The organism is Staphylococcus sp. HMSC14D10 (assembly GCF_001808125.1).
GTDB lineage: Bacteria > Bacillota > Bacilli > Staphylococcales > Staphylococcaceae > Staphylococcus > Staphylococcus haemolyticus.
Window position 1 is genome coordinate 40,504 of record NZ_KV792233.1, and the last position, 25,439, is coordinate 65,942.

26 protein-coding genes are annotated in these 25,439 nt (G+C 32.4%); 6 read left to right on the top strand and 20 right to left on the bottom strand.

Going from position 1 to position 25,439, the window contains the following annotated elements:
- Positions 1 to 4: 4 nt before the first annotated feature.
- Positions 5 to 616 carry a YktB family protein gene (locus HMPREF3134_RS01305; RefSeq protein WP_070440256.1) on the top strand — a complete coding sequence of 204 codons (612 nt, stop codon included), beginning with the start codon at positions 5 to 7 and terminating at the stop codon, positions 614 to 616.
- Positions 617 to 1,080: 464 nt separating this feature from the next.
- Complete coding sequence (locus HMPREF3134_RS01310) at positions 1,081 to 2,421, top strand: Nramp family divalent metal transporter (RefSeq protein WP_070440258.1); 1,341 nt, start codon at positions 1,081 to 1,083, stop codon at positions 2,419 to 2,421.
- Between the two features lie 57 nt (positions 2,422 to 2,478).
- Here the strand turns inward: HMPREF3134_RS01310 and HMPREF3134_RS01315 are convergent, their stop codons facing one another.
- The 13 genes from HMPREF3134_RS01315 to HMPREF3134_RS01375 form a co-directional block, all read right to left on the bottom strand.
- Positions 2,479 to 2,964, bottom strand: coding sequence for a DUF4064 domain-containing protein (locus tag HMPREF3134_RS01315; RefSeq protein WP_070440260.1), 486 nt, complete (start codon positions 2,962 to 2,964; stop codon positions 2,479 to 2,481).
- A 140-nt stretch (positions 2,965 to 3,104) separates the two neighbouring features.
- Complete coding sequence (gene auxB / locus HMPREF3134_RS01320) at positions 3,105 to 4,307, bottom strand: lipoteichoic acid stability factor AuxB (RefSeq protein ID WP_070440262.1); 1,203 nt, start codon at positions 4,305 to 4,307, stop codon at positions 3,105 to 3,107.
- Positions 4,308 to 4,379: 72 nt separating this feature from the next.
- The gene (locus HMPREF3134_RS01325; RefSeq protein ID WP_070440264.1) at positions 4,380 to 5,453 is read right to left on the bottom strand and encodes an ABC transporter substrate-binding protein; all 1,074 of its coding nucleotides are present in this window, start codon (positions 5,451 to 5,453) and stop codon (positions 4,380 to 4,382) included.
- The gene (locus tag HMPREF3134_RS01330; protein WP_070440266.1) at positions 5,450 to 6,262 is read right to left on the bottom strand and encodes an ABC transporter permease; all 813 of its coding nucleotides are present in this window, start codon (positions 6,260 to 6,262) and stop codon (positions 5,450 to 5,452) included. Before HMPREF3134_RS01330 ends, HMPREF3134_RS01325 begins: the two co-directional genes overlap by 4 nt.
- A gap of 5 nt (positions 6,263 to 6,267) precedes the next feature.
- Positions 6,268 to 7,071: an ABC transporter permease gene (locus tag HMPREF3134_RS01335; protein ID WP_070440268.1), complete on the bottom strand. Its 804-nt coding sequence runs from the start codon at positions 7,069 to 7,071 to the stop codon at positions 6,268 to 6,270.
- Positions 7,064 to 8,158 (bottom strand): ABC transporter ATP-binding protein, encoded by a 1,095-nt coding sequence (locus HMPREF3134_RS01340; protein ID WP_070440270.1) that lies wholly within the window; start codon positions 8,156 to 8,158, stop codon positions 7,064 to 7,066. Before HMPREF3134_RS01340 ends, HMPREF3134_RS01335 begins: the two co-directional genes overlap by 8 nt.
- A 15-nt stretch (positions 8,159 to 8,173) precedes the next feature.
- On the bottom strand, positions 8,174 to 8,713 hold the full coding sequence (locus HMPREF3134_RS01345; RefSeq protein WP_070440272.1) for a helix-turn-helix domain-containing protein: 540 nt from the start codon (positions 8,711 to 8,713) through the stop codon (positions 8,174 to 8,176).
- A gap of 170 nt (positions 8,714 to 8,883) precedes the next feature.
- Positions 8,884 to 9,156, bottom strand: a complete 273-nt coding sequence (locus HMPREF3134_RS01350; protein ID WP_037535602.1) for a UPF0223 family protein — start codon at positions 9,154 to 9,156, stop codon at positions 8,884 to 8,886.
- 187 nt (positions 9,157 to 9,343) lie between these two features.
- The gene (gene lpdA / locus HMPREF3134_RS01355) at positions 9,344 to 10,750 is read right to left on the bottom strand and encodes a dihydrolipoyl dehydrogenase (protein ID WP_070440274.1); all 1,407 of its coding nucleotides are present in this window, start codon (positions 10,748 to 10,750) and stop codon (positions 9,344 to 9,346) included.
- 3 nt (positions 10,751 to 10,753) lie between these two features.
- Complete coding sequence (locus HMPREF3134_RS01360) at positions 10,754 to 12,055, bottom strand: dihydrolipoamide acetyltransferase family protein (protein WP_070440276.1); 1,302 nt, start codon at positions 12,053 to 12,055, stop codon at positions 10,754 to 10,756.
- 202 nt (positions 12,056 to 12,257) lie between these two features.
- A complete protein-coding gene (locus HMPREF3134_RS01365) occupies positions 12,258 to 13,235 on the bottom strand; it encodes an alpha-ketoacid dehydrogenase subunit beta (protein ID WP_011276134.1) in 978 nt (325 codons plus the stop codon).
- A gap of 3 nt (positions 13,236 to 13,238) precedes the next feature.
- Positions 13,239 to 14,351 (bottom strand): pyruvate dehydrogenase (acetyl-transferring) E1 component subunit alpha, encoded by a 1,113-nt coding sequence (pdhA, locus tag HMPREF3134_RS01370; protein WP_011276135.1) that lies wholly within the window; start codon positions 14,349 to 14,351, stop codon positions 13,239 to 13,241.
- Between the two features lie 172 nt (positions 14,352 to 14,523).
- A complete protein-coding gene (locus HMPREF3134_RS01375) occupies positions 14,524 to 15,147 on the bottom strand; it encodes a YkyA family protein (RefSeq protein ID WP_070440278.1) in 624 nt (207 codons plus the stop codon).
- A gap of 130 nt (positions 15,148 to 15,277) precedes the next feature.
- On the opposite strand from HMPREF3134_RS01375, the gene def reads away from it, so the two are divergent.
- From def to rnjA, 3 genes are all read left to right on the top strand, one after another.
- Positions 15,278 to 15,829, top strand: a complete 552-nt coding sequence (gene def, locus HMPREF3134_RS01380) for a peptide deformylase (RefSeq protein ID WP_011276137.1) — start codon at positions 15,278 to 15,280, stop codon at positions 15,827 to 15,829.
- A gap of 485 nt (positions 15,830 to 16,314) precedes the next feature.
- Positions 16,315 to 16,533: a DNA-dependent RNA polymerase subunit epsilon gene (locus HMPREF3134_RS01385; RefSeq protein WP_002448185.1), complete on the top strand. Its 219-nt coding sequence runs from the start codon at positions 16,315 to 16,317 to the stop codon at positions 16,531 to 16,533.
- A complete protein-coding gene (gene rnjA, locus HMPREF3134_RS01390; protein WP_011276138.1) occupies positions 16,533 to 18,212 on the top strand; it encodes a ribonuclease J1 in 1,680 nt (559 codons plus the stop codon). Before HMPREF3134_RS01385 ends, rnjA begins: the two co-directional genes overlap by 1 nt.
- Before the next feature lie 78 nt (positions 18,213 to 18,290).
- Here rnjA and HMPREF3134_RS01395 read toward each other — a convergent pair whose 3' ends face one another.
- The 4 genes from HMPREF3134_RS01395 to HMPREF3134_RS01410 form a co-directional block, all read right to left on the bottom strand.
- Positions 18,291 to 18,677 (bottom strand): YbaN family protein, encoded by a 387-nt coding sequence (locus tag HMPREF3134_RS01395; protein WP_037549350.1) that lies wholly within the window; start codon positions 18,675 to 18,677, stop codon positions 18,291 to 18,293.
- Positions 18,678 to 18,835: 158 nt separating this feature from the next.
- Positions 18,836 to 19,495 (bottom strand): potassium channel family protein, encoded by a 660-nt coding sequence (locus tag HMPREF3134_RS01400; RefSeq protein WP_011276142.1) that lies wholly within the window; start codon positions 19,493 to 19,495, stop codon positions 18,836 to 18,838.
- 126 nt (positions 19,496 to 19,621) lie between these two features.
- On the bottom strand, positions 19,622 to 20,638 hold the full coding sequence (locus HMPREF3134_RS01405) for a cytochrome d ubiquinol oxidase subunit II (protein ID WP_070440281.1): 1,017 nt from the start codon (positions 20,636 to 20,638) through the stop codon (positions 19,622 to 19,624).
- A complete protein-coding gene (locus HMPREF3134_RS01410; RefSeq protein WP_070440283.1) occupies positions 20,638 to 21,990 on the bottom strand; it encodes a cytochrome ubiquinol oxidase subunit I in 1,353 nt (450 codons plus the stop codon). Before HMPREF3134_RS01410 ends, HMPREF3134_RS01405 begins: the two co-directional genes overlap by 1 nt.
- A 203-nt stretch (positions 21,991 to 22,193) precedes the next feature.
- On the opposite strand from HMPREF3134_RS01410, the gene HMPREF3134_RS01415 reads away from it, so the two are divergent.
- A complete protein-coding gene (locus HMPREF3134_RS01415) occupies positions 22,194 to 22,427 on the top strand; it encodes a glutaredoxin family protein (protein ID WP_011276145.1) in 234 nt (77 codons plus the stop codon).
- Positions 22,428 to 22,537: 110 nt separating this feature from the next.
- On the opposite strand, the gene ptsP is transcribed toward HMPREF3134_RS01415, so the two are convergent.
- From ptsP to HMPREF3134_RS01430, 3 genes are all read right to left on the bottom strand, one after another.
- Positions 22,538 to 24,253 (bottom strand): phosphoenolpyruvate--protein phosphotransferase, encoded by a 1,716-nt coding sequence (gene ptsP, locus HMPREF3134_RS01420; protein WP_037535580.1) that lies wholly within the window; start codon positions 24,251 to 24,253, stop codon positions 22,538 to 22,540.
- Between the two features lie 2 nt (positions 24,254 to 24,255).
- Entirely contained in the window at positions 24,256 to 24,522 is a 267-nt protein-coding gene (locus HMPREF3134_RS01425; RefSeq protein WP_011276148.1) for a phosphocarrier protein HPr, read from the bottom strand.
- Positions 24,523 to 24,856: 334 nt separating this feature from the next.
- On the bottom strand, positions 24,857 to 25,399 hold the full coding sequence (locus tag HMPREF3134_RS01430) for a DUF697 domain-containing protein (protein ID WP_070440285.1): 543 nt from the start codon (positions 25,397 to 25,399) through the stop codon (positions 24,857 to 24,859).
- Between the last annotated feature and the right edge of the window lie 40 nt (positions 25,400 to 25,439).

The window sequence follows — 25,439 nt, forward strand, 5'->3', positions numbered from 1 at the left end:
GCTAATGACACAATATACATTTAAACCTAAAGATTTCAAAGCGTTTGAAGTTGAAGGCTTAGATGCTCGAATGGAAGCATTAAATGAATATGTAAGACCTCAACTTAATCAATTAGGAGATTATTTTAGTGAATATTTCACTTCTCAAACTGGAGAAACTTTTTATGCACATGTTGCAAAACATGCTCGTAGAAGTGTAAATCCCCCTGTAGATACATGGGTAGCTTTTGCTCCAAATAAACGTGGATATAAGATGCTACCTCATTTCCAAATTGGTTTATTTAAAGACCATTTATTTTTAATGTTCGGTGTTATGCATGAAGGTAAAGATAAAGCTGAACGTGTAAAAGTGTTTGATAAGCACTTTGATGTGCTTAAACAATTGCCTGAAGACTATCAAGTGAGTTTAGATCACATGAAACCTGAAAAATCCTTCATTAAAGATTTAAGTGACGATGAGTTACATAAAGCGATTGATCGTGTTAAGAATGTTAAGAAAGGAGAGTTCTTCGTTGCACGCTCCCTCTCTCCTAAAGATGCTGAATTAAAATCTGATAAAGCCTTCCTATCTTTTGTAAAAGAAACATTTGATGAATTTTTAAAATTCTATGAATAAATAAAACATTTAATTCAATATGAGTTGTAAACTATGTTTACCTTAAGTAAAAGCCTGGGCCATAATTCAATGACTCAGGCTACAAATATATATTGGCAATAGTTGACTGATTTAAAAATGTACTTGTAACAAGCTTTTTTAATTCTAGTCATCCTTGCCTGGTGGGCGGGCCCCAACAAAGTGAATTTCCTAAAGAAATACTACAAACTAAGCAAGTTGGGGTTCGGGGCCCCAACAAAGTGAATTTCTCAAAGAAATTCTACAAGCTAAGCAAGTTGGGGTTTGGGGCCCCAGCAAAGAGAATTTCATTAAGAAATTCTACAAGCTAAGCAAGCTGGGGTTACAACGAAATAAATTTTGAAATATTATTTCTGTACCCTCCTTTTTTTACGCCCAATTTTATTAGGTTGACCTAAAAATAAAGTTGGATTATTATAAAATATATTAGTTTAAGGAGTTTTTTTATGGGTACAATAGACAACAAAGAACAACGTAGTTTAGATGAAATTAATAGCACAATCGAATTTAATGGCTCGCAACGTACTAGTCAGAAATTTTTAGCTTTTCTAGGACCAGGTTTACTTGTAGCTGTTGGTTATATGGATCCAGGAAATTGGATTACATCAATGCAAGGTGGCGCACAATTTGGTTATACTTTAATATTTGTAATTTTAATATCTAGCTTATCAGCAATGTTGTTACAAAGTATGACTGTTCGTTTAGGTATCGCTACTGATAAAGATTTAGCACAAATGACTCGTCACTATTTAAACAAACCAACTGCAATTATATTTTGGGTGATTGCTGAACTTGCAATCATTGCCACTGATATTGCTGAAGTAATCGGAAGCGCGATTGCTTTGGATTTACTTTTTAATATTCCTTTAATCATAGGTGCTTTAATAACAGTTTTTGACGTATTTTTATTACTTTTTATAATGAAATTTGGTTTTAGAAAGATTGAAGCAATCGTTGGTACTTTAATCTTTACTGTACTGATGATTTTTGTATTTGAAGTTTACATTTCATCTCCAAATTTAATTGAAATACTTAATGGATTTGTTCCACATTATCAAATTATTGCTAATCATAGTATCTTGTATATTGCATTAGGTATTATTGGCGCTACAATTATGCCTCATAATTTATATTTGCACTCATCAATCGTGCAATCACGTAAGTATAATCGCCATAGCTTTACTGAAAAAGCCCAAGCGATTAAATTTGCAACAATTGATTCTAATATTCAATTAAGTATCGCATTTATTGTAAATTGCTTACTACTTGTTCTAGGGGCTGCTTTGTTTTATGGCGTCAATTCAAATAGCTTAGGTGGTTTCTATGATTTATATCAAGCTTTAAGAACACAACCTGTATTAGGTGTTGTAATGGGAAGTATAATGAGTACACTATTCGCAATAGCATTATTAGCATCCGGTCAGAATTCAACAATCACTGGTACACTCGCAGGTCAAATAGTTATGGAAGGGTTCTTAAAACTTTCTATACCAAATTGGATGAGACGCTTAGTAACAAGAAGTTTGGCTGTCATACCTGTTTTAATATGTCTTGTTATTTTCCAGGGCAATGAGTCTAAAATGGAACAATTGCTAGTATTTTCACAAGTGTTCTTAAGTATTGCACTACCTTTCTCATTAATACCTCTGGAATTAGCAACAAGTAATGAAAAATTAATGGGTCCGTTTAAAAATAAAAAGTGGGTTAATATATGTGCTTGGGGTTTAATCATCATATTGAGCTTCCTCAATATTTATCTAATAATAGAAACCTTTAAAGAATTATAAAAAAATCTAACGATTTAGCATTATAAATACTAAATCGTTAGATTTTAGTTTTATATTTTAATAAATATATGGATCATCTTTCTTACGTTCATTATATGATTTTTCAGTTTGCCATTCATCCATTTTTAATTTTGTTGATTTAGGTTTTTGTTTAGGTAGATTAGGATCCTTTTTAACAAATAGCATGATTGCTACAATAATCCACAATATTCCTGCAATTAAACTCATATTAAATATACCTACTAATGCTGCGACAATTAAAAGACAACCTGCTAAAATAGGACGACCTTTAATGATTAACATACCAATAATGCCTAACAACGTTGAAAAGATTAATGTTCCCATAGAAAAAGCCATAGCAAAGTTGACCATTTCAGGTGTAACTTTAACATCTTGATTTCCAAATTGTTTTATCATTTGTTGATATTGTTCAGTATTATTGTTATTCCTAACCATAAAGTAAGATAGTGATGACATAATTAAATAAATAATACTTAAACCACAAGCAATCCATCCAAGAATTAACTCTACTTTTCTACTCACTTTCTTAGCCTCCATTATTAAAGTATTTAATTAAATCATACTAAAATTGTAATATGTTTGCGACTAACTTCATGAATTAAATTTTGGATATTGACACAAAACGATTAAGCCATATATGACTTAACCGTTCTAAGTGTATATTAGTTTTTATTATCTTCTTCTTGGTTGTTGACGTCTTTCTCTGATTCGATGTCATCTTTATTCAAGATTTGTTTACGTTCTTCATAGTTCATACGACGTTGACTAACAGCACTTGGTTGATTTTTACGACGCTCTTTCATACGTTGATTATAAGCTTTGCGCTTTTCTTTTTTCTTAGCTTTAATTTCAGCTTTTTCTCTCTTACGTTGTGCTTTTTCTTCTCTTTTATCAACTTTTGGCTCAGTATCTACTACATTTTCAGCAAAATCGTAAGACTCTTCATCACTAGTGTTATCAAATTGTGATTTTTTATTCGCCTTTTTGTTGTATTTAGCCTGTCTAGAGAGTACTCCCGTTGCTTCAACATCATCAGCATCCGATTGATATTCTCCAGTAATTGCACGTTTTGGATATTGATTATATTTATCTTCCTCAGTATCAGTTGCTAAATCTTGCTCTTCATCATTACGAATCGTTGTTTCATCGTAGTTGTTATCTCGATAATTACTATCGATATCATCATTGTAATAAGGTTTTTTACGACGTGTACGACGTTCAGATATTTTGGTTTTACGTGGTGATTCAACATAGTCTTCATCATAATCATTATATTGATTATGATCGTCGTAATCATAGTCATCATTAATATTTCTATTAAATCCATAATAACGATCATCATATTCATCTCTAGGATAATATTGATTTTCGTAGCCGTGTGATGGACCATATATAGGCACTGTCTCGACCTTGCTCTTCCTTACAAACATCATGATTGCAATAATAAAGAAGAAAATAGGAATAATTAATGTTACGAATAATAATACTAATGGCAATGTAATAATTGAGGCAATTAAAAATAAGAATCCAGAAAGTATTCTCATATTCATAGATATAAGTGCTAAAAATGAAATAAGCAAACACACTATGAAATAAACGATAATTGCCCATACACCATTTTGTAACCAAATTACAAATTGTGTTGTATTTAAACTATTATTTGTTAAAATTTGCTGAATTAGTTCATTACTATTCATTGAGTTTTCAAGATTTTGAATTGATGTATCATTACTAAATGACACGAGTGCAATAAACATTGTAATAACCGTCAATATAAGTAAGAAAATCCAACTAAACCAACCTAAAAGTTTTTCAGTCAGACGACTCACAGGCCGTTTGATTTGCGTGTAACGTTCTCCTGACATGTATTACAACTCCTTATTTTACTTATCAAATAATTATATCTAATTCATTATAAAATAACTACTATTTATAGTCTATTTTAAAGACATTTTAAAGTTTAAGAAACTTTCGTTATATTCTCCTAAAGTTTTAGGACCTAAATCTTTGTAGACTTCTAATCGTGATTGCTCTTTTTGAGTAGGATAGAAACGATGATCATCTCTAACTTCTTTAGGTAACAACTGACGAGCCACTTTATTTGGTGTAGAATATCCGACCCATTCTGTATTTTGTTTATTATTTTTAGCATCAAGAAGGAAATTCATAAATTTATAAGCCCCTTCTTTATTCTGAGCGGTTTTAGGAATAACCATATTATCAAACCATAGGTTAGATCCTTCTTTTGGAATAACATAATTATATTTGTCACTATCTTGTACTAAAGGAGCTGCAACACCACTCCATACTACTGCAATATTCCCCTCATTTTGTTCAAGCATCATTGTGACTTCGTCTCCAACAACACCACGAACTTGTGGTGTAAGGTGATTCAAATCTTTCTCTGCTTCTTTTAAATGACTTGGATTTGTATCATTTAAACTATATCCTAATTTGTTCAAAGCTAATCCCATAATTTCTCGTGCACCATCAACTAATAAAATATCGTTTTTATATTTAGGTTGATATAATGCTTGCCAACTACTAAAGTCTCCATTTGGGTAAACCTCTTTATTATATAAGATGCCTACAGTACCAAAGAAATAAGGTAGTGAATACTTATTATGTCTATCATATGACATGTTCATGTAATCAGAATCTAAATTTTTTATATTTGGAATTTTACTATGATCTAGTGGTTCCAATAAATTTTCACGCTTCAATTTCTGAACGGTATATTCACTAGGAAAAGCCACATCATAATGGGTTCCACCATTTCTAATTTTAGCTTCCATGGCCTCATTAGAATCAAACGTTTCATATATAACTTGAATACCTGTTTCTTTCTCAAATTGTTTAATTAAAGCGGGGTCTATATATTCTCCCCAATTATACACGTATATCTTTTCACCAGTACTAGTATTATCCTGCGATTTAAACCAGTGACTTACACCTAAGCATATTAATCCAACGACAATTGCACCTAATATTAACTGTAAAAATCGCTTCACTGATTTACACCTCGCTTAGTTAATTGTCGTCTCTTAACTGTATGTTGTATTGCATAATAACCAATAATTCCTAATACAATAGCTGCAAATAAAATAGTTGAAATTGCATTTATTTCCATACTAATACCTTTACGTGCCATAGCGTAAACTTCTACAGATAATACACTAAAGCCATTACCGGTTACAAAGAAACTTACTGTAAAATCATCTAATGAGTATGTTAGCGCCATAAAGAATCCACCTATAATTGAAGGCATTAAATTAGGTATTAATACACGTCCAAGTATTTGTGATTCCGTAGCACCTAAATCACGTGCAGCATTTAGAATATTATTATTCATTTCATATAACTGTGGTAACACTACGATAACTACGATAGGAATGCAAAATGCAATATGCGACGCTAACACTGTTCCAAAACCTAGTCCTAAACCAGTTAAATGCCCTATTGCTGTAAACATAATTAAAAATGAGGCACCAATAACTACATCAGACGAAACCATTAGCACATTATTAAGCGTTAATAATGTTACTTTAAATTTTTTATTTCTTAAATAATATAATGAAATGGCACCAAATGTTCCTATTATGGTAGAAATTGCAGCTGCTAATAGCGCAACTGCTATCGTATTAAAAATTACAGACATCAGACGATCATTCTGAAATAGACTTTGGTAATGTTCCAAAGTAAAATGCTCAAAATGTATCATATTTCCCGCTGAATTAAACGAATAAAACATAAGGAAAAATATCGGAATATATAATATAGCTAATAAAATGCCAATATATAATTTTCCATACCACTTCATTTAATTCACCTTCTTTCGTCCGTGGATTTCGATTTAGTAATGATTAAAATAAATGCCATGAATACAATCAAGAATATGGCAATTGTAGAACCCATACCGTAATTCTGAATAACTAGGAATTGTTCTTCAATCGATGTACCAATATTGATGACTTTATTACCTGCAATTAATCTTGTAATCATGAATAGCGATAATGCTGGAATAAATGTTACTTGAATGCCTGTCATGACACCTTCTTTAGTTAAAGGTACGATAACTTTTCTAAATGTAGTAAATGGACTAGCCCCTAAGTCACTAGAAGCTTGTAACAAATTATTCGGGATAGCTTTCATACTATTAAATATAGGTAGAATCATAAATGGTATATAAATATAGCTTGCTACTAATAAAAATGCCCCCGGTGTAAATAATAGATTAGCCGAAGGTAAATGAATAAAATTTAGAAATCTATTTATTAAACCCTCATGGCTTAGTAAACCAATAAAAGCATATGTTTTAAGTAATAGATTTATCCACGTCGGAATAATTAAAATGAGCAACCACATATTTTGATTTTTTGACGAACGAATAAAATAAGCAGCAGGGTAGCTAATTAATAGAGTGATTATAGTAATTAATGCTGCATAAAAAATCGAATCCCACATCATTTTTAAATATTTCATTGATAATATTTGTTCATAGTTTGTAAAACTAAAATGACCATTTAAATCAGCGAATGAGAAATATACAAGTAAAATAACCGGCACTATTATGAATAACACCATCCATAATAAATATGGAATAATTAGCACTTTATTTATATTACGCATTGTCAAACTCCTCATAACTTTCAATACGTTTATCAAATTCCTCTTCTGTTTCACCTGGAACCATGATGTGTATTGCCTCAGGTTCAAAATAGAGTCCTACTTCGCTTCCAACTTCTGCTTTTTTAGTTGTCTGTATGACCCATTCATATCCTTTTCTATCAATGCAACAAATTTCATAATGAACGCCTCTAAATAACATTGAATCAACAGTAGCTTTAAATAGTCCTTTGTCTGCGTCTATTAATGAAATATCTTCAGGTCTAATGACGACTTCGACATTTTTGCCTGAAGGTATACTAGCATCTACACATTCAAAATCTTGACCATATATATTTACTACGAAATCCTCAACCATTTTACCCTCAACAATATTGGATTCGCCTATAAAATCAGCTACAAAGCGATTGACCGGTTCATCATAAATATCTGTAGGTGTACCAAATTGTTGAATTTTACCGTCTTTCATAACAAATATGTAATCGCTGAGCGCTAATGCTTCTTCTTGATCGTGAGTAACAAAGATGAAAGTAATTCCTAAACGTTTTTGTAATTCACGCAATTCATACTGCATTTCAGTTCTTAATTTTAAATCCAAAGCAGATAGAGATTCATCTAACAATAAAATTTCCGGCTCATTAACTATTGCTCTTGCGATAGCAACGCGTTGCTTTTGACCGCCACTCATTTCATTAATATTTCGTTGTTCATACCCCGATAATTTCACTAGTTTTAAAGCATTTATTACTTTTTCATCAATATCTTTTTTGGAATGCTTTTTCAACTTTAAACCAAAAGCAATATTGTCGTAAACATTCAAATGCGGAAATAAAGCATAATCTTGGAAAACAGTGTTTACCTTTCTCTTATTTGCAGGCAAATCACCTATTGATTTATTTAAATATATAATATCTCCATCATCTGGTTGTTCGAATCCAGCTATAAGTTTTAAGATTGTGGTTTTACCACAACCTGAAGGACCTAGTAATGTATAAAAATGTCCTGACTCAATCTCTAAATCCATTTTGTTTAATATCGTTACATCGTCAAAACCTTTTGTCACACCTTTAAAAGATAACAATGACTCCATTACTATACTCCCCTTTTATAAATATGATGCTGTCGCAACAATTAAAATTTCAATTTCATCGGTTGTTTCATTATGTAATTGATGTATTTCATTAGCCCTAAAATATAAAACATCTTGTTCATTTGCCTGATATCGTGAATTTCCTAATGTAAGTGTTACACACCCTTTTAAGCAATAAATGAATGTATCTGACTCAGATGGATCAAAGTGTTTATAAGATGCACCTGGTTTTAATGATAATATGAGCGGTTCCATTTCAAATTCATTAGATTTCATTACCAACCAATTAAGGACATAACCTCTATCATATTCATCGTAAATAGTTCGTTCATTTTTAGTGTATAGCACTTTTTCTTTTGACTTCTCTTTAAAAAAATCACTAGGAGAAGTACCTAACACTTCTAGAATATTTAAAAATGTTTCCATACTAGGAGAAGCATGTTGACTCTCAATTTGAGATATGTACCCTTTTGATAAATTTGTTCGTTCTGCTAGCTCTTCTTGCGTTAAATTTTTTTGACGTCTTAAATTACGTAATTTATTTCCAATTTGCATCGCTAATCACCTTAAAAAAGCTATACTTTGTTTAGTAATATTAAACATTTTGTTTAATGCTTAATAAAAATAACAAAATATAGCTTTAACTTCAATACTTTTTTGAAATTAATTAAAATTAATGATGCAGATATTATGATTTTTAATAATTAACGTTAAATCGTTATAAGTTATTTTGCGCTGAATGATGTTAATTCGGGATTGTTCTTTACTTCTTGTACAACTTTATAACTATTATAATTACTTTTTTCTTCAAATTCTTTAAATAATTGCTTTTCTTCTGCTTTGCCGGGAACAATTTCTTTGAATCGTTTATAATGATTCATTAAGTCTTGACCGTTAACCGAGTTTTCATAATAATTTTCAATTTTATTAAAGAAAGCAATCACATCAACCATTTCTTCATTAGACCAATCTAAGTCTAGTGGATATTGGTATTCCATTTTATTCCTCCATTCATTGTGTTAGCCATTAGTAATCTATTACCCTTTTTTGGTTAAATAATATAAAAAAGGGGTGAAACCAAGTTCAAACATGAACTTGAGTTGCACCCCTCTTGGATGTCAAATAACCTCAATCAAATCTAATTAAAGTTATTCGATCTATATAGTTAGTCAGTTTGACTAAAAATTACATTGTGTGGATTGGCAATCCAATTGCTTTTTCAGCAGCTTCCATAGACATTTCACCTAATGTTGGGTGAGCATGTACTGTTAATGCGATATCTTCAGCATTCATACCAGCTTCGATAGCTAGACCTAATTCAGAAATGATATCTGAAGCGCCATTACCGGCAATTTGTGCACCGATAACAGTATCGTCTTTTTTAAGTGTGATAAGTTTAACGAAACCAGTTGTGTCATCTAATGATAAAGCACGGCCGTTACCAGCATAAGGGAATTTAGAAGCTTTGTAGTCTAAACCTTCTTCTTTAGCTTGTGCTTCAGTGTAACCTACTTGAGCTAATTCTGGTTCAGTGAAACATACAGCTGGCATACCGATGTAGTCTACTTCTGATGCTTGACCAGAGATAGCTTCAGCAGCTACTTTAGCTTCATAACTTGCTTTATGAGCAAGTGGTAAACCAGGAACGATATCACCAATTGCATAAATATTGTCGATAGAAGTACGGCTTTGTTTATCTACTTCTAATAATCCACGATCTGCGAATTTAAGTCCTAACTCTTCTAAACCTAATTCGTCTGTGTTTGGACGACGACCAACAGTTACTAATACATAATCAGCTTCGATAGTTTTTTCTTCACCTTTAGCTTCATAAGTAACTTTAACGCCATTTTCAGTTTCTTCGGCATTTTTAGCCATTGCTTCAGTAATGATTTCAACGCCTTTTTCTTTCATGCCTTTTTTAACTGGTTGAACCATTTGTTTTTCGAATCCGCCAAGAATTTCTTTAGCGCCTTCTAAAATTGTAACGTCTGAACCAAAGTTAGCAAATGCAGTACCAAGTTCTGAACCAATGTAACCGCCACCTACAACGACTAATTTACCTGGAACTTCTTGTAAGTTTAATGCACCTGTTGAATCGATAACACGTTTACCAAACTCAAAGTTAGGAATTTCAATTGGTCTAGAACCTGTTGCGATAATAGCGTGTTTGAAATTGTAAGTTTGTGCACTTTTTTCATCCATAACACGTAAGCTGTTATTATCAACGAAATAAGCTTCACCTTTTACAATCTCAACTTTATTACCTTTTAATAAGCCTTCAACACCACCAGTTAATTTGTTTACAACTGATTTTTTGAATTCTTGAACTTTGTCGAATTTAAGTGATACGCTTTCAGCGATAACACCTAAGTTTTCAGAGTGTTGAGCTTCTACAAAGCGATGTGAAGCGTGTAATAATGCTTTTGAAGGAATACAACCAACGTTTAAGCATACACCACCTAAGTTACCTTTCTCAACGATAGTAACTTTTTGTCCTAATTGTGCTGCGCGAATTGCTGCAACGTATCCACCAGGACCTGCTCCGATTACAATAGTATCTGTTTCAATTGGGAAATCTCCAACTACCATGTTTTACCCCTCCATTAATAATAATTCTGGATTATTTAATAAGCGTTTAATGTGATTCATAGCGTTTTGTCCAGTTGCACCATCAATTTGTCTGTGGTCAAAGCTTAATGATAAAGCTAATACTGGAGCTGCTACAATTTCACCATCTTTAACGATAGGTTTTTGAGCAATACGGCCAATACCTAAGATAGCTACTTCTGGGTGGTTGATAACTGGAGTGAACCATTGTCCACCAGCTGAACCGATATTACTGATTGTGCATGTTGCACCTTTCATTTCATCAGATGTTAATTTACCATCACGAGCTTTAACCGCTAATTCGTTGATTTCATCTGAAATTTGGAAGATTGATTTTCGGTCTGCATTTTTAACTACAGGTACTAATAAGCCTCTGTCAGTATCAGCAGCAATACCAATATTCCAGTAATGTTTGTGTACAATTTCGCCAGCTTCTTCATTGAATGAAGTGTTAAGTGCTGGGTATTTTTTAAGTGCAGAAACTAATGCTTTAACAACATAAGGTAAGAAAGTTAATTTAGTACCTTGTTCAGCTGCAACTTCTTTGAATTTTTTACGGTGATCCCATAAATCTTGAACATCAATTTCATCCATTAATGTTACGTGAGGAGCAGTGTGTTTTGAGTTAACCATTGCTTTTGCAATTGCTCTACGCATTGCTGGGATTTTTTCAGTAGTTTCAGGGAAGTCTCCTTCAGGTACTGATTGAGTTTGAACTGCAGAAGTATCTTCTGATGTTGATGCAGCTGCACTTTCATTTGAAGCTGTTGCTGCTTGAGCACCACCACCATTTAAGTGGTTATCGATATCTTCTTTAGTAATACGACCATTTTTACCTGAACCAGCTACTGCTTTGATGTTAACGCCTTTTTCACGTGCATATTTACGAACAGATGGCATAGCTTTGATCTGTCTATTTTCATCTACTTCTTCATCTTGTGAAGCTGATGCTGCTGGTGCATCTTCAGTTTTAGCTTCTTCTTGAGTTGGTGCTTCTTCAGATGAAGCATCGTCATCGTGACCACCTTTAAATTGCATATCTTCTGCATCAGGTGCATCGATTTTGACAATAACATCACCTACAACTGCTACAGTACCTTCGTCAACTACAACTTCTTCAACAGTACCGCTAACAGGAGATGGGATTTCAACTACAGATTTGTCATTTTGAACCTCTGCTAATACATCATCTTCTTCAATTGTATCTCCGGCTTTAACAAACCATTTTACAATTTCACCTTCGTGGATACCTTCACCAATGTCGGGTAATCTAAATTCAAATGCCACGTTCTTGTCCTCCTAGATTTCTTATTCATCATTTAATAAATTTATAACATAGAGCAAGGACAGAATAATTTGAAAGCCTAAACACAAACTATTTTGCCCTAATTCTCTAGTTTACACTTACTTATTCACACATAGAGTAAAAAGTAAACATTTTACTTACTTCCTATAAGTCTGCTTGCTAGCTAATTGATAAGCTAAAATATTAGAATTCTAAAGTTGCTTTAGCTTTTTCAATGATGTCGTTTTTGTTTGGTAACCAAACATTTTCAGCTTGTGTAAATGGATATACTGTATCAGCAGCAGCCACACGAGCGATTGGTGCTTCTAATGAAAGAATAGCACGTTCAGCTAATTCAGCAGCTACAGTAGCACCAACACCAGCTTGACGTTGAGCTTCTTGAACTACTACAGCACGGCCAGTTTTTTCAACTGATGCAACTAAAGTATCGATATCGATAGGTTGAACAGTACGTAAGTCAATAACTTCAACTGAGTAACCTTCTTTTTCTAATTCTTCAGCAGCTTTTTCAGATTCTTGAACCATTGCACCGTAAGCGATTAATGTGATATCGTTGCCTTCTTTTTTCACATTAGCTTTACCGATGTCAATTGTATATTCTTCTTCAGGAACTTCTTCACGGAATGAACGATATAATTTCATATGTTCTAAATATACAACTGGGTCATTAGATCTGATTGATGAAAGTAATAAACCTTTAGCATCATATGGACCTGAAGGAATAACTACTTTAATACCAGGTGATTGAGCTAAAATACCTTCTAAGTTATCAGCGTGAAGTTCAGGAGTATGAACACCACCACCGAATGGTGCACGGATTGTAACAGGTGCTACTTTTGAACCACCTGAACGGAAACGTGTACGAGCAATTTGACCTGCAACTTCGTCAAATACTTCAAATACGAAACCAAGGAATTGGATTTCCATTACAGGGCGGAAACCTTCAACAGTTAAACCAAGAGCTAAACCACCGATACCTGATTCAGCTAATGGTGTATCGAATACACGGTCTTCACCGAATTCTTTTTGTAAACCTTCAGTTACACGGAATACACCGCCGTTAACACCAACGTCTTCACCGAAAACTAATACGTTTTCGTCATTTTGCAATTCAGTTTTAAGCGCATTATTAATCGCTTGAACCATTGTCATTTGTGCCATGGCTTATTTCGACTCCTTCTCTTTGTAAATTTCATATTGTTCAGCTAAGTTTTGAGGCATATCTTCGTACATGATATCCATTAAGTCAATAACTGTTTGTTTTGGAGTATTGTCAGCCTCTTTGATAGCTTTCTTGATGTCGTCTTTAGCACGTTCAATAACTTCATTTTCTTTTTCTTCGTTCCATAATCCTTTGTTTTCAAGGAATTTTCTGAAACGAACTAATGGATCTTTTTTCTCCCAATCTGCATCTTCATCTGAAGTTCTATAACGAGTTGGGTCATCTCCAGCCATTGTATGTGGACCATAACGGTAAGTCATAGTTTCAATTAATGTTGGACCTTCACCATTAATAGCACGATCACGAGCTTCTTTAGTAGCTTGATATACAGCTAATGCATCCATACCATCAACTTGGATACCTGGGATACCTACTGCAATAGCTTTTTGAGCTAATGAAGTTGCTGCTGTTTGTTTACTACGTGGTGTAGAAATAGCATAATTATTGTTTTGGATAACAAAAATTGCTGGTGCTTTATAAGCAGAAGCAAAGTTGATACCTTCATAGAAGTCACCTTGTGAAGAACCGCCGTCACCAGTGTATGTGATAGCAACTGCTTTTTTACCACGTTTTTTAATACCGAATGCTACACCAGCAGTTTGAATATATTGAGCACCGATAATGATTTGTGGACTAAATGCATTAACACCTTCAGGGAATTGATTTCCTTTGAAGTGTCCTCTTGAGAATAAGAAAGCTTCAGTTAATGGTAAACCATGCCAAATGATTTGTGGCACATCACGGTAACCAGGTAAGATGAAGTCCTCTTTTTCTAAAGCATATTGTGAAGCTAATTGAGAAGCTTCTTGTCCAGCTGTAGGCGCATAGAAACCTAAGCGTCCTTGTCTGTTTAATGAAATAGAACGTTGGTCAAGAATACGTGTCCATACCATTCTTTCCATTAATTCTACTAGTTGTTCATCAGTTAAATCAGGTACTAAGTCTTCATTTACGACATTACCATCTACATCCAAAATTTGAACCATTTCAAATTTCGACTGAGTATCATTTAATACTTTTACTGCATCGAATTGGGCTTGTAACTTAGGAGCCATTCAATTCACCATACCTTTCCCATATAATAGAAATTCATTTTATCCTCTCATAGTGTACCACAATTTATTTATACTGTTAAATATTTTAGTAAAGTTCTGTATTACTAAAAAAGATACAGTTTTTTACAACTGTATCATTCCAATCAACTAATCTGTACTAATGCTTATATTGCTACAGATTATCAACATCTTGTTTTTCTTTATTTACTGTGTTCATAGCTTTTGAATAATCTTTAAATTTATTTTGGAAATTCTTCTGAGCTTTATTCAATGCATCATTTTTTTCATCAACTTGTGATTGAGTTACACCCTCTTGTTTAATAAGTTCGAACAAGTCTTTTTCTTTTTCCAAGACATTTTTATACGCACTTGCATATTCATCATGTACTTTATATTTATTTTTTACAGCATCGTCTAATTGCTTAACTTCTTTTTTCTTATCATCACTTTTAATTTCATCAATATGTGACTCGCCTTTTTTAAACTGTTTTTCAGAATCATTTAAAGTTGATACTTCTTTATCAAATGTTTCTTGTCTCTGTTTGATATTTTCAAGAATATCATCAGCAGCTTTCTTACGAGTATCCTCATTATCACTATTAGCTTTTTTATATAAACCTTGCTTCTTTTCCTCAAGTGAGTTTAATTTTTTGCTAATGCTATTAATTGATTGCTCTTTATCAAAAGCTTTTTGAATATTTTCATTATACGCTTTAACTTCTTTTTTATCTGTTGTACAGCCTGCTAATAAAATAGTTGATGCTGCTACTACCGCAACTGTTTTACGTAGTTTCATTGAGTGTAAACCTCCTAGTAGTCATTCGACTGTAATAATATAGAATTATACTTTATAAATCAAATGAAATAAGATAATGTACTTATTATTCATTTTTCTGTTATATTTTATTGTAAGGAAGGTGTATGACATGTTAACTATGAAAGATATTATAAGAGATGGTCATCCTACGTTACGTGCTAAAGCTGAAGACGTAAGTTTGCCTCTTTCTGATGAAGATAAAAATACATTAAAAGAAATGCGTCAATTTTTAATTAATAGTCAAGATGATGACATTGCAAAAAAATATGGTTTACGTTCTGGTGTAGGTCTAGCCGCCCCACAAATTAATGTTTCAAAACGAATGATTGCTGTCTATTTACCTGATGATGGAAATGGAAAAGCTTATGACTATATGCTAGTTAATCCTAAAATTATGAGTCACAGTGTTCAACGTGCTTATTTACCTACTGGAGAAGGTTGCTTAAGTGTGGATGAAAATATCCCTGGTTTAGTTCATAGACACTTCAGAGTAACAATTAAAGCGTTAGACATTGATGGTAACGAAGTTAAATTGAGATTAAAAGGTTACCCTGCAATTATATTCCAACATGAGATTGATCATTTAAATGGTGTTATGTTCTATGACTATATTGATCAAGATAATCCATTAACTCCACTACCTGATTCTGTTGAAGTATAACTTTTAACAATTTTATTTTGCTCAAACTATTTTCAATGATGGAACTAGTTTGAGTTTTTTATTTGTATTATGGTTATTAAATTAAATTTATTCCTTTTAATAATTTTAAAAAATATATAACGTTTATGAAGTAATGAAGAGATATAAACTGCTTTATTTATTTATATACATAATGTAAAATGAGTAGTAACTGAAATCTTAGTGTAACGCTAATTTTCAAATAATGAACGACATTAACAATTACCTTAGTGAAAGCTTGAGACTCAAATTTACAAGATATTTATATGAATGTATATCATTAGGTCGACAATCATCAAGTGACTTTAAAATCATTATTTATACAGATAAATTTATCTTCTTATTTATGATTTATGAAGCAATTCCTATTGTCGTAATCAACTAGATTTGAAGTATCAAGTTAATAAATTAGGGTTCAGATTAATATAATCAATTTAGATGTTTAAATTTAGGAGGAACTATCCAATATGGCAGTATTTAAAGTATTTTTCCAACATAATAAAGATGAAGTAATCGTTCGTGAAAACACAAATACGATTTATGTTGAAGGTGAAACAGAAGAACAAGTAAGACGTTATTTAAAAGACCGCAATTACAATATCGAATTCATTACTAAATTAGAGGGCGCACATTTAGAATATGAAAAGGAACATTCTGATCATTTTAACGTGGAGAATGCTCAATAATGAAGCAATTACATGCTAACGAAGTAGGTGTATATGCTTTAGGTGGCTTAGGTGAAGTCGGTAAAAACACTTATGCTATCGAATATAAAAATGAAATTGTTATCATTGATGCCGGAATAAAATTCCCTGATGATAATTTATTAGGGATTGATTATGTTATTCCTGATTACACTTACCTCGAACAAAATCAAGACAAAATTGTCGGTCTATTCATTACACATGGACATGAAGACCATATAGGTGGTGTGCCCTACCTATTAAAGCAAATTAATGTACCTATCTATGGCGGTCCATTAGCATTAGGATTAATTCGCAACAAGTTAGATGAACACAACTTATTACGTAATGCTTCATTAAATGAGATTACAGAAGATAGTGTTATTAAGTCTAAACACTTTGAAATATCATTTTACTTAACTACACATAGTATTCCTGAAGCTTATGGTGTAATAATTGATACACCTGAAGGTAAGATTGTTCATACAGGTGACTTTAAATTTGATTTCACTCCTGTAGGCGAACCTGCGAATATTGCTAAAATGGCAGAATTAGGTAAGGAAGGCGTATTATGTCTATTATCTGACTCAACAAATGCATTAGTACCTGATTTCACATTAAGTGAACGTGAAGTAGGTCAAAATGTAGATAAAATTTTCCGTAACTGTAAAGGACGTATCATATTTGCTACATTTGCTTCTAACATTTACCGTGTACAACAAGCGGTTGAGGCTGCTATTAAATACAATCGTAAAATAGTAACATTTGGTCGTTCCATGGAAAATAATATTAAAATTGGTATGGAATTAGGCTATATTAAAGCACCGCCAGAAACTTTTGTTGAACCAAATAAGATTAACAATATTCCAAAACATGAATTACTAATTTTATGTACAGGATCTCAAGGTGAACCGATGGCGGCTTTATCAAGAATTGCAAATGGAACTCATAAGCAAATTAAAATTATACCTGATGATACTGTTGTATTTAGTTCATCACCTATTCCAGGTAACACTAAGAGTATCAATCGCACGATTAATGCATTATACAAAGCGGGTGCTGATGTTATCCACAGTAAAATTTCAAATATCCATACATCAGGTCACGGTTCTCAAGGCGATCAACAACTTATGCTTCGCTTGATTCAACCGAAATATTTCTTACCAATACACGGTGAATATCGTATGCTTAAAGCGCATGGACAAACTGGTGTCGACTGTGGTGTTAAAGAAGAGAACGTCTTTATCTTTGATATCGGTGATGTACTCGCATTAACACATGACTCTGCTCGTAAAGCCGGGCGCATACCTTCTGGTAATGTGTTAGTAGATGGTAGTGGAATTGGTGATATAGGTAACGTTGTTATTCGTGATCGTAAATTATTATCTGAAGAAGGATTAGTCATTGTAGTGGTTAGTATTGATTTCAACACTAATAAATTACTTTCAGGTCCAGACATCATTTCTCGTGGTTTTGTGTACATGCGTGAATCAGGTCAATTAATTTATGACGCTCAACGCAAAATTAAAACCGACGTAATTTCTAAATTAAATGCTAATCCAAATATTCAATGGCATCAAATTAAATCTTCAATCATTGAGACATTACAACCTTATCTATACGATAAAACTGCTCGTCGCCCAATGATTTTACCTGTGATTATGAAAGTAAACGAAGATTAAATATAATGATGTACTTCACATAGAGAAATCCGTAAATGAATTATAATATTCATTTACGGATTTTTTATGGAATTTCACCTACGAATCTTTTTCTTGATTAAAATTTGCTGGCAACGTTTTAACAAATGTAAATAATACAATTGTTTGAATCACGACCATTATCATTAATCCAATTCGAATATATAAGTTTGAAATCATAAAAATAGAAAAACCAACTACTATATATAAACTTATAAGTATTCTTATTTTTTCTTTCATAGTATACCCTTTGTATTTTTTAAAATTTTCAACATAATTTTTATAAATTTGAGTGCTTTCAAGCCATATTTTGAATTTCCGAGAACTATTAGTAAAACAAATCGCCGCTAAAATTAGAAAAGGTGTCGTAGGTAGTAATGGTAATACTGCCCCTGTAAACGCGATTACAGTAAATACTATTCCTAATGCTATTAATACATATCTCATGTAGTAGAATCATCACTCCATCATCTTATTCTCAAAAAATTGTTGCTGATTTTTAAATTCTTCTAACTGTTTATAAAAACATCACAAATATCAATGTTACTAAATATGAAATCAATAGATTTTTATTTAGTAGTCATTAAATAGTTGTGATGCAACATTTATCTTACAATTTTCTTTTCAAAACGATTTAAATCATTATCGTGTCCGATCATAATCAATATATCTCCAAATTCTATATTCATAGACGGGTCTGGTGATACAACAATTTCCTTGCCTCGTTTAATTGCTATTATATTAATTCCAAATTGCGCACGAATATCCAAATCAATAATTGATTGGCCTGTCATTTTTTCGCTTGCTTTTAATTCAACTAGTGAATGCTCATCTGCTAATTCAAGGTAATCTAAAACACTAGCACTTGCGACATTATGAGCGATTCGTCGTCCCATATCTCTTTCAGGATGGACAACTGTATCCGCACCAATTTTATTTAAAATTTTAGCATGATAATCATTTTGAGCTTTAGCTGTAACTTTCTTAACTCCTAACTCTTTGAGGATTAGCGTAGTTAATGTACTAGATTGAATATTTTCACCAATCGCTACTATAACATGATCAAAGTTACGTATCCCTAAACTTTTCATCACTGCTTCATCAGTAGTATCAGCTACTACAGCATGCGTTGCAATATCACTATATTCATTGACGCGTGCCTCATCCCTATCAATTGCCATAACATCCATATCTAATGCATTTAATTCTCTTACAATACTTCCACCAAATCGACCTAACCCAATAACAACATATTCTTTCTCCATTTAATGGCTACCCCTATCTATAAAAAAATAAGGAAAAAGCTGAAACAATCGACATCATGTAGATCACTATTAACCAAGTTAATGTACATAGATGTTAATTATTTCAGCCCCCTTTTATTATTATAATTATTTTTTACCTTCAACATATTCTTTATCGAATACAAATAATCTTAATAATAATATTAACGATGGAACTAATAAAAGTAAACCTAAAATAAATACAATCACTAGTGCTAAGCCCATTGAAGCATTAACACCTGAATCACTCACTTTGATGTATGGATATAACAAGTAAGGTAATTTACTTATTCCGTATCCATAAAAAGCGAATGCCATTTGTAATATAACCATAATAAATGCTAGACCATGATATTTCTTGATGAAGTTTAAAATTCCGGCTACTACAAAACAAATGAAACTTAATGCGAACATCCACCAATAATTTTGAATTGCATTATTAAAATGATCTGCATTTTGAATTCTTAGAGATAAGAAAACAAATAGAGAAATAATAATCATTGGAGGTCCCCAGAAAATAAACCATTGTCGCATATATTTATAAGCTACTTCGTCTTTAGCTTTCGAAGCGTAATATGTTAAAAATCCAGAAGAAATATATAATACACTTATGATTGCTAGAAAGACGACTGACCATGCAAATGGACTCAGTAATAATTGGAACCAATCTAAATCAAAATGAGAACCACGTTCAGTAATATAGCCACCTTCAGATATAGTTAATACCGTTGCCAATGATGCTGGTATTAACAAACCTGTAAGTCCATACATGATAATCCATGGTAATTTAGTATCCTGACCATAATGTTCAAACGCGTAAAAGCTTCCTCTAATAGAAATTAAAATCAACGCAATTGAACCAGGAACTAATAGCACAGTACCAAAGTATAACGCTGAATCAGGGAAAAATCCTACGAATCCGACAAAGAAGAAAACAAAGAAAACATTAGTAACTTCCCAAACAGGATTTAAGTAACGCTCTACTAAGTGATTTATCTTTCTCTCTTCCCCAGTTAATTTTGTGTGTAAGGTAAAGAAACCTGCACCAAAGTCAATTGAAGCAACAATGATATATAAGAATAAGAAAGTCCAAAGTACGGTAATACCTATAGTTGTGTAATCCATTAAGCATGACCTCCTTTTTCAATGACTTTATCTACATCATCTTGAGCAGGCTTGTCTTTGAACATGCGAATTAAAACATATGCAGATGTAAAAAGTAATACTAGATAAAGTAGTCCGAATAGAATTGTTACAAATGTTATTCCTCCTGCCTGAGTAGCAGCTTCACTAACTCGCATATAACCTCTAACAATCCATGGCTGACGACCTACCTCAGTTAAAAACCATCCAAATTCGATTGCTAGCATTGCAGCTGGTCCTGTAAGAAGAACTGCATATAGCATACCTTTATGCGTAACGTATTTACGCAGTTTTTTAATCATTAAAGTTAAAATAAAGGCTCCTGAAATAACAAAACATAACACACCCATAGTTACCATTAAGTCAAAGAAATAATGAACGATTAATGGAGGTAATTCATTTTTAGAGAAGTCATTAAGCCCCTCTACTTTAGTATTTACATTGTTGTCTGCCAAGAAACTAAGCATACCTGGAATCTTGATTGCACCTTCAACTTCTTGAGTCTTTTCATTTAGAACTCCGAAAAATACTAAATCAGCCTTAGATTGTGTATCAAAATGCCATTCGTAAGCTGCAAGTTTTTCTGGTTGAACTTGATGTAAGAATTTAGCAGATAAGTCTCCAGCTAACATTGACAATAATGTTGATATGAAACCAACAATCATAGTCATCTTTAAGGCCTTTTTATGATATTCTGCATCTTTGTTGTATTTATTTTTCAATAATTTAAAAGCTGCAATAGATGCAAGAATAAACGCCATTGTCATACCTGCTGTAGCTACTACATGAAACGCCCTAACTAGGAATGATGAATTGAACATTGCTTCAAGTGGTTGTACATTAACCATTTTGCCATTTTTCATTTCAAAACCTGCAGGTGTATTCATAAATGAGTTTACAGAAGTAATAAAGAACGCGGAGAATGAACCACCAATGATGACTGGTATACTAATAATGAAGTGTGTCCATTTATTTTTAAAGCGATCCCATGTGTATAAATAAATACTAAGGAAAATAGCTTCAAAGAAGAATGCAAAAGTCTCCATAAATAAAGGTAAAGCAATCACGTGCCCACCCATTTTCATAAATGTTGGCCAAATTAATGATAATTGTAAACCGATAATCGTACCAGTTACAACACCAACAGCCACAGTAATGGTATAACCTTTCGACCAACGCTTAGCTAGTGCTATATATTTAGGATTCTTGTTTTTAATTCCTAAAAATTCTGCGATTGCGAACATTAAAGGCATACCAACACCGACAGTCGCAAAGATGATATGTACTGCTAGAGTCATACCTGTTAGGAAACGACTAATTTCAACGGAATCCATAATTTTATCACCTTTTCTATATCTAATTTTTAAAAAGCAATTAATTTAAATTATATTATGTTCTAATTTCTAACTAAATCCTTTTGCTTAAATTTAAGAAAGATTTTTAATATGTAATTCACATAATTTTCACAGTTTGCAATTGGATTAAAAATTTTATATAGTAATTTTCATGATAACAACCAAATTGGGAGTGAACTAAATTGACGGAATTAGTTATTTATACACAAAATGATTGCCCGCCTTGTACATTTGTAAAAAATTATCTTACAGAACACAAGGTAGATTACATTGAAAAAAATATCTCGAATAATGAATACCGTTCTGAGATGATTGATTACGATGCATTTGCTACACCTTTTATACTTTTAGATGGTGAACCAATGTATCAAGTTGATTTGGATAAAATCAACACTAAGTGTCACATTAAATCATAAAGTCATCACAGTAATAACCTAACACTAAAAAGGAACTATTTAGTTGTTAGGTTTATTATTTTGTAATACAAAAACACCTCAACTTAAGTTAAGGTGTTTCGAATACATCATTATTTAGAAATGTTATTAACTAAATCTTTTACTTCTTCTTGAGTAGCACAATTAATTGCACGATTTGCTAATTCAGACATTTCATTTTTACTTAAACCATTAATTTGTCTTCTAGCTTTTAAGATAGATGTCGCACTCATTGAGAATTCATCTAATCCTAAACCTAATAATAATGGGATAGCTGTTTCGTCTCCAGCCATTTCACCACACATACCAGTCCATTTACCTTCTTTATGAGAAGCTTCAATGACTTGTTTAACCAAGCGTAAAATAGCTGGGTTATAAGGTTGGTATAAGTATGAAACGCGTTCTGACATACGGTCAGCTGCCATAGTATATTGAATTAAATCATTAGTACCAATACTGAAGAAATCCACTTCTTTAGCAAAGATATCAGCTAAAGCAGCTGTAGATGGAATCTCAACCATGATACCTAACTCAATTTCATCAGATACGTCATGACCATCATTTTTAAGATTTTCTTTTTCTTCTAAAAGAATGGCTTTAGCATCACGGAATTCATTGATTGTAGCTACCATTGGGAACATAATGTTTAATTTACCGTAAGCTGACGCGCGTAATAATGCACGTAATTGTGTTCTGAAGATATCTTGTTGATCTAAGCATAGACGAATTGCTCTGTAACCTAAGAATGGGTTCATCTCTTTAGGTAGATTTAAATAAGGTAACTCTTTATCGCCACCAATATCTAATGTACGAACTACAACTCGTTTGTCTTTCATTGTTTCTAGCACTTTTTTATAGGCTTCAAATTGCTCATCTTCAGTTGGCATTTGATCTCTACCCATATATAAGAATTCAGTTCTATATAAACCGATTCCTTCAGCACCATTTTCCATTACACCGTATAAATCATCAGGTGTACCGATATTAGCAGCTAATTCAGCATGTTCACCGTCGATTGTTACCGTTTCAGCATCACGTAATTTTTGTAATTCTTTTTTATCTTCAAAGAAACGTTCACGTTTGTTTTGATAAGCAATTAACTCATCTTCTGTAGGGTCAACAATAACGTCACCTGTGATTCCGTCAACGATAACCATATCGCCTTGTTTAACTTCTTTAGTAACTGATTTTGTACCAACAACTGCAGCAATTTCTAATGATCGACTCATAATTGCTGAATGGCTCGTACGACCACCAATATTTGTTACGAACCCTTGAACAAATTCTTTATTTAATTGTGCAGTATCTGAAGGCGTTAAGTCATTACCAACGATAACAACACTTTCATCAATCATACTTGGGTTTGGTAACTCAACACCTAAAAGATGTGCTAGCACACGTTTAGATACGTCTCTAATATCTGCTGCACGCTCTCTCATGTATTCATTATCCATAGATTCGAAGATTGTAATAAATTGTGAAGTTACTTCATCAAGCGCTTCTGGGGCACTCACTTTTTCGTTCGCAATTTTGTCTTCGATTGGTTGAATCAACTCTGGATCATCAAGTACTAATAAATGCGCATCAAAGATTGCGGCTTTATCAGGACCTAATTGTTTTTCAGCATTATTTCTGATTTTAGTTAATTCAATTTTAGAAGCTTCTAACGCATTTCTGAATTTTTGGATTTCAGCATCAGTATCAGTGACTTTTTCATTAGTGAATGATAAATCAGGTTCTACTAATAAATAAGCTTTAGCAATTGCGACACCGTCTGATGCCGCAATACCATTAATTAATTTTGACATAATTATTCAGTTAAACCTTCTTTAGATAAGACATCACTGATAGCTTGAATTGCGTCTGCTTCATCGCTTCCATCAGCATAGATAGTGATTTCAGCATCTTTACCTACACCTAAACTCATAACACCCATGATTGATTTTAAGTTAACTTTTTTACCGTTATATTCTAATTGAATATCTGAATCAAATTTTGATGCAGTTTGAACTAACATAGTTGCAGGACGTGCATGAATACCAGTTTCATCGATAATTACATAAGATTTTTGTTCCATAATCTATTTCTCCTTCGCAAAGTTAGAATATTCAAATTTGTCATAATCTAACATAATTTTATACCATAACACTACCAAAATATAATACTAAATTCAATTCTAATAGGATTGAAAAACTATTATAATCGGTTTTTATAGAAATAAACAAGTGTTTCAAATTCTATAAATTAGATTCTAATCTTCAATATTTTTTACTTACTTATAATATGCACAAAACACTTATTAAAATCCCTATAACAACTTCGGTTTAAATGATATTTTAAGACAAATTTGTATGATAATTATTTTAGCTTTATCACTAAGCTCACTTCAATTATACTACAACATTTTCAATTTAAATAATATCATGAAGCACTTTTTCACATTTTTCGATATGTTCACGTCCAAGTTTATTCATGAAATAATAGCTTATTGATGCTGAGACAACTTGTCCCACAACTGGGAACCATTTAGTTTGTTTTGCTGCCGCACGTTTTGCCATATCTCTAATAATCACTTTTAGTACTGCACTAGACACTTTTCTACCAATAAATGAACTACCTTGTATAGCAGCTGCTGCAAGAATTCGTTCTTTCACATCATCGCCAAGTGTATTAACTTGTTTGTGATCTAAACCATAAATTTTATTAATATCTTCAATAATATCTCTCATTAATTTAATATCTACACCGAAATCTAATCCTGGAATTGGTACAACACTCATACCTGAAGATAAAAGTGACTTTTTCTTAACAATTGTTTCTGCTTTAACTCTGCGCTCAGCTATTTCTTCTTTCGTTGTTGGTAAAATACTTTTTTCTTTAATTTCTTCAATGTTTAGAACTTTATTACCAACTTTGTTTGTAACTCCACTTGAAAATCTATTCATAATGCCCATTAATAGACACACCTTTCATAATTCATTCATTAAACATTTA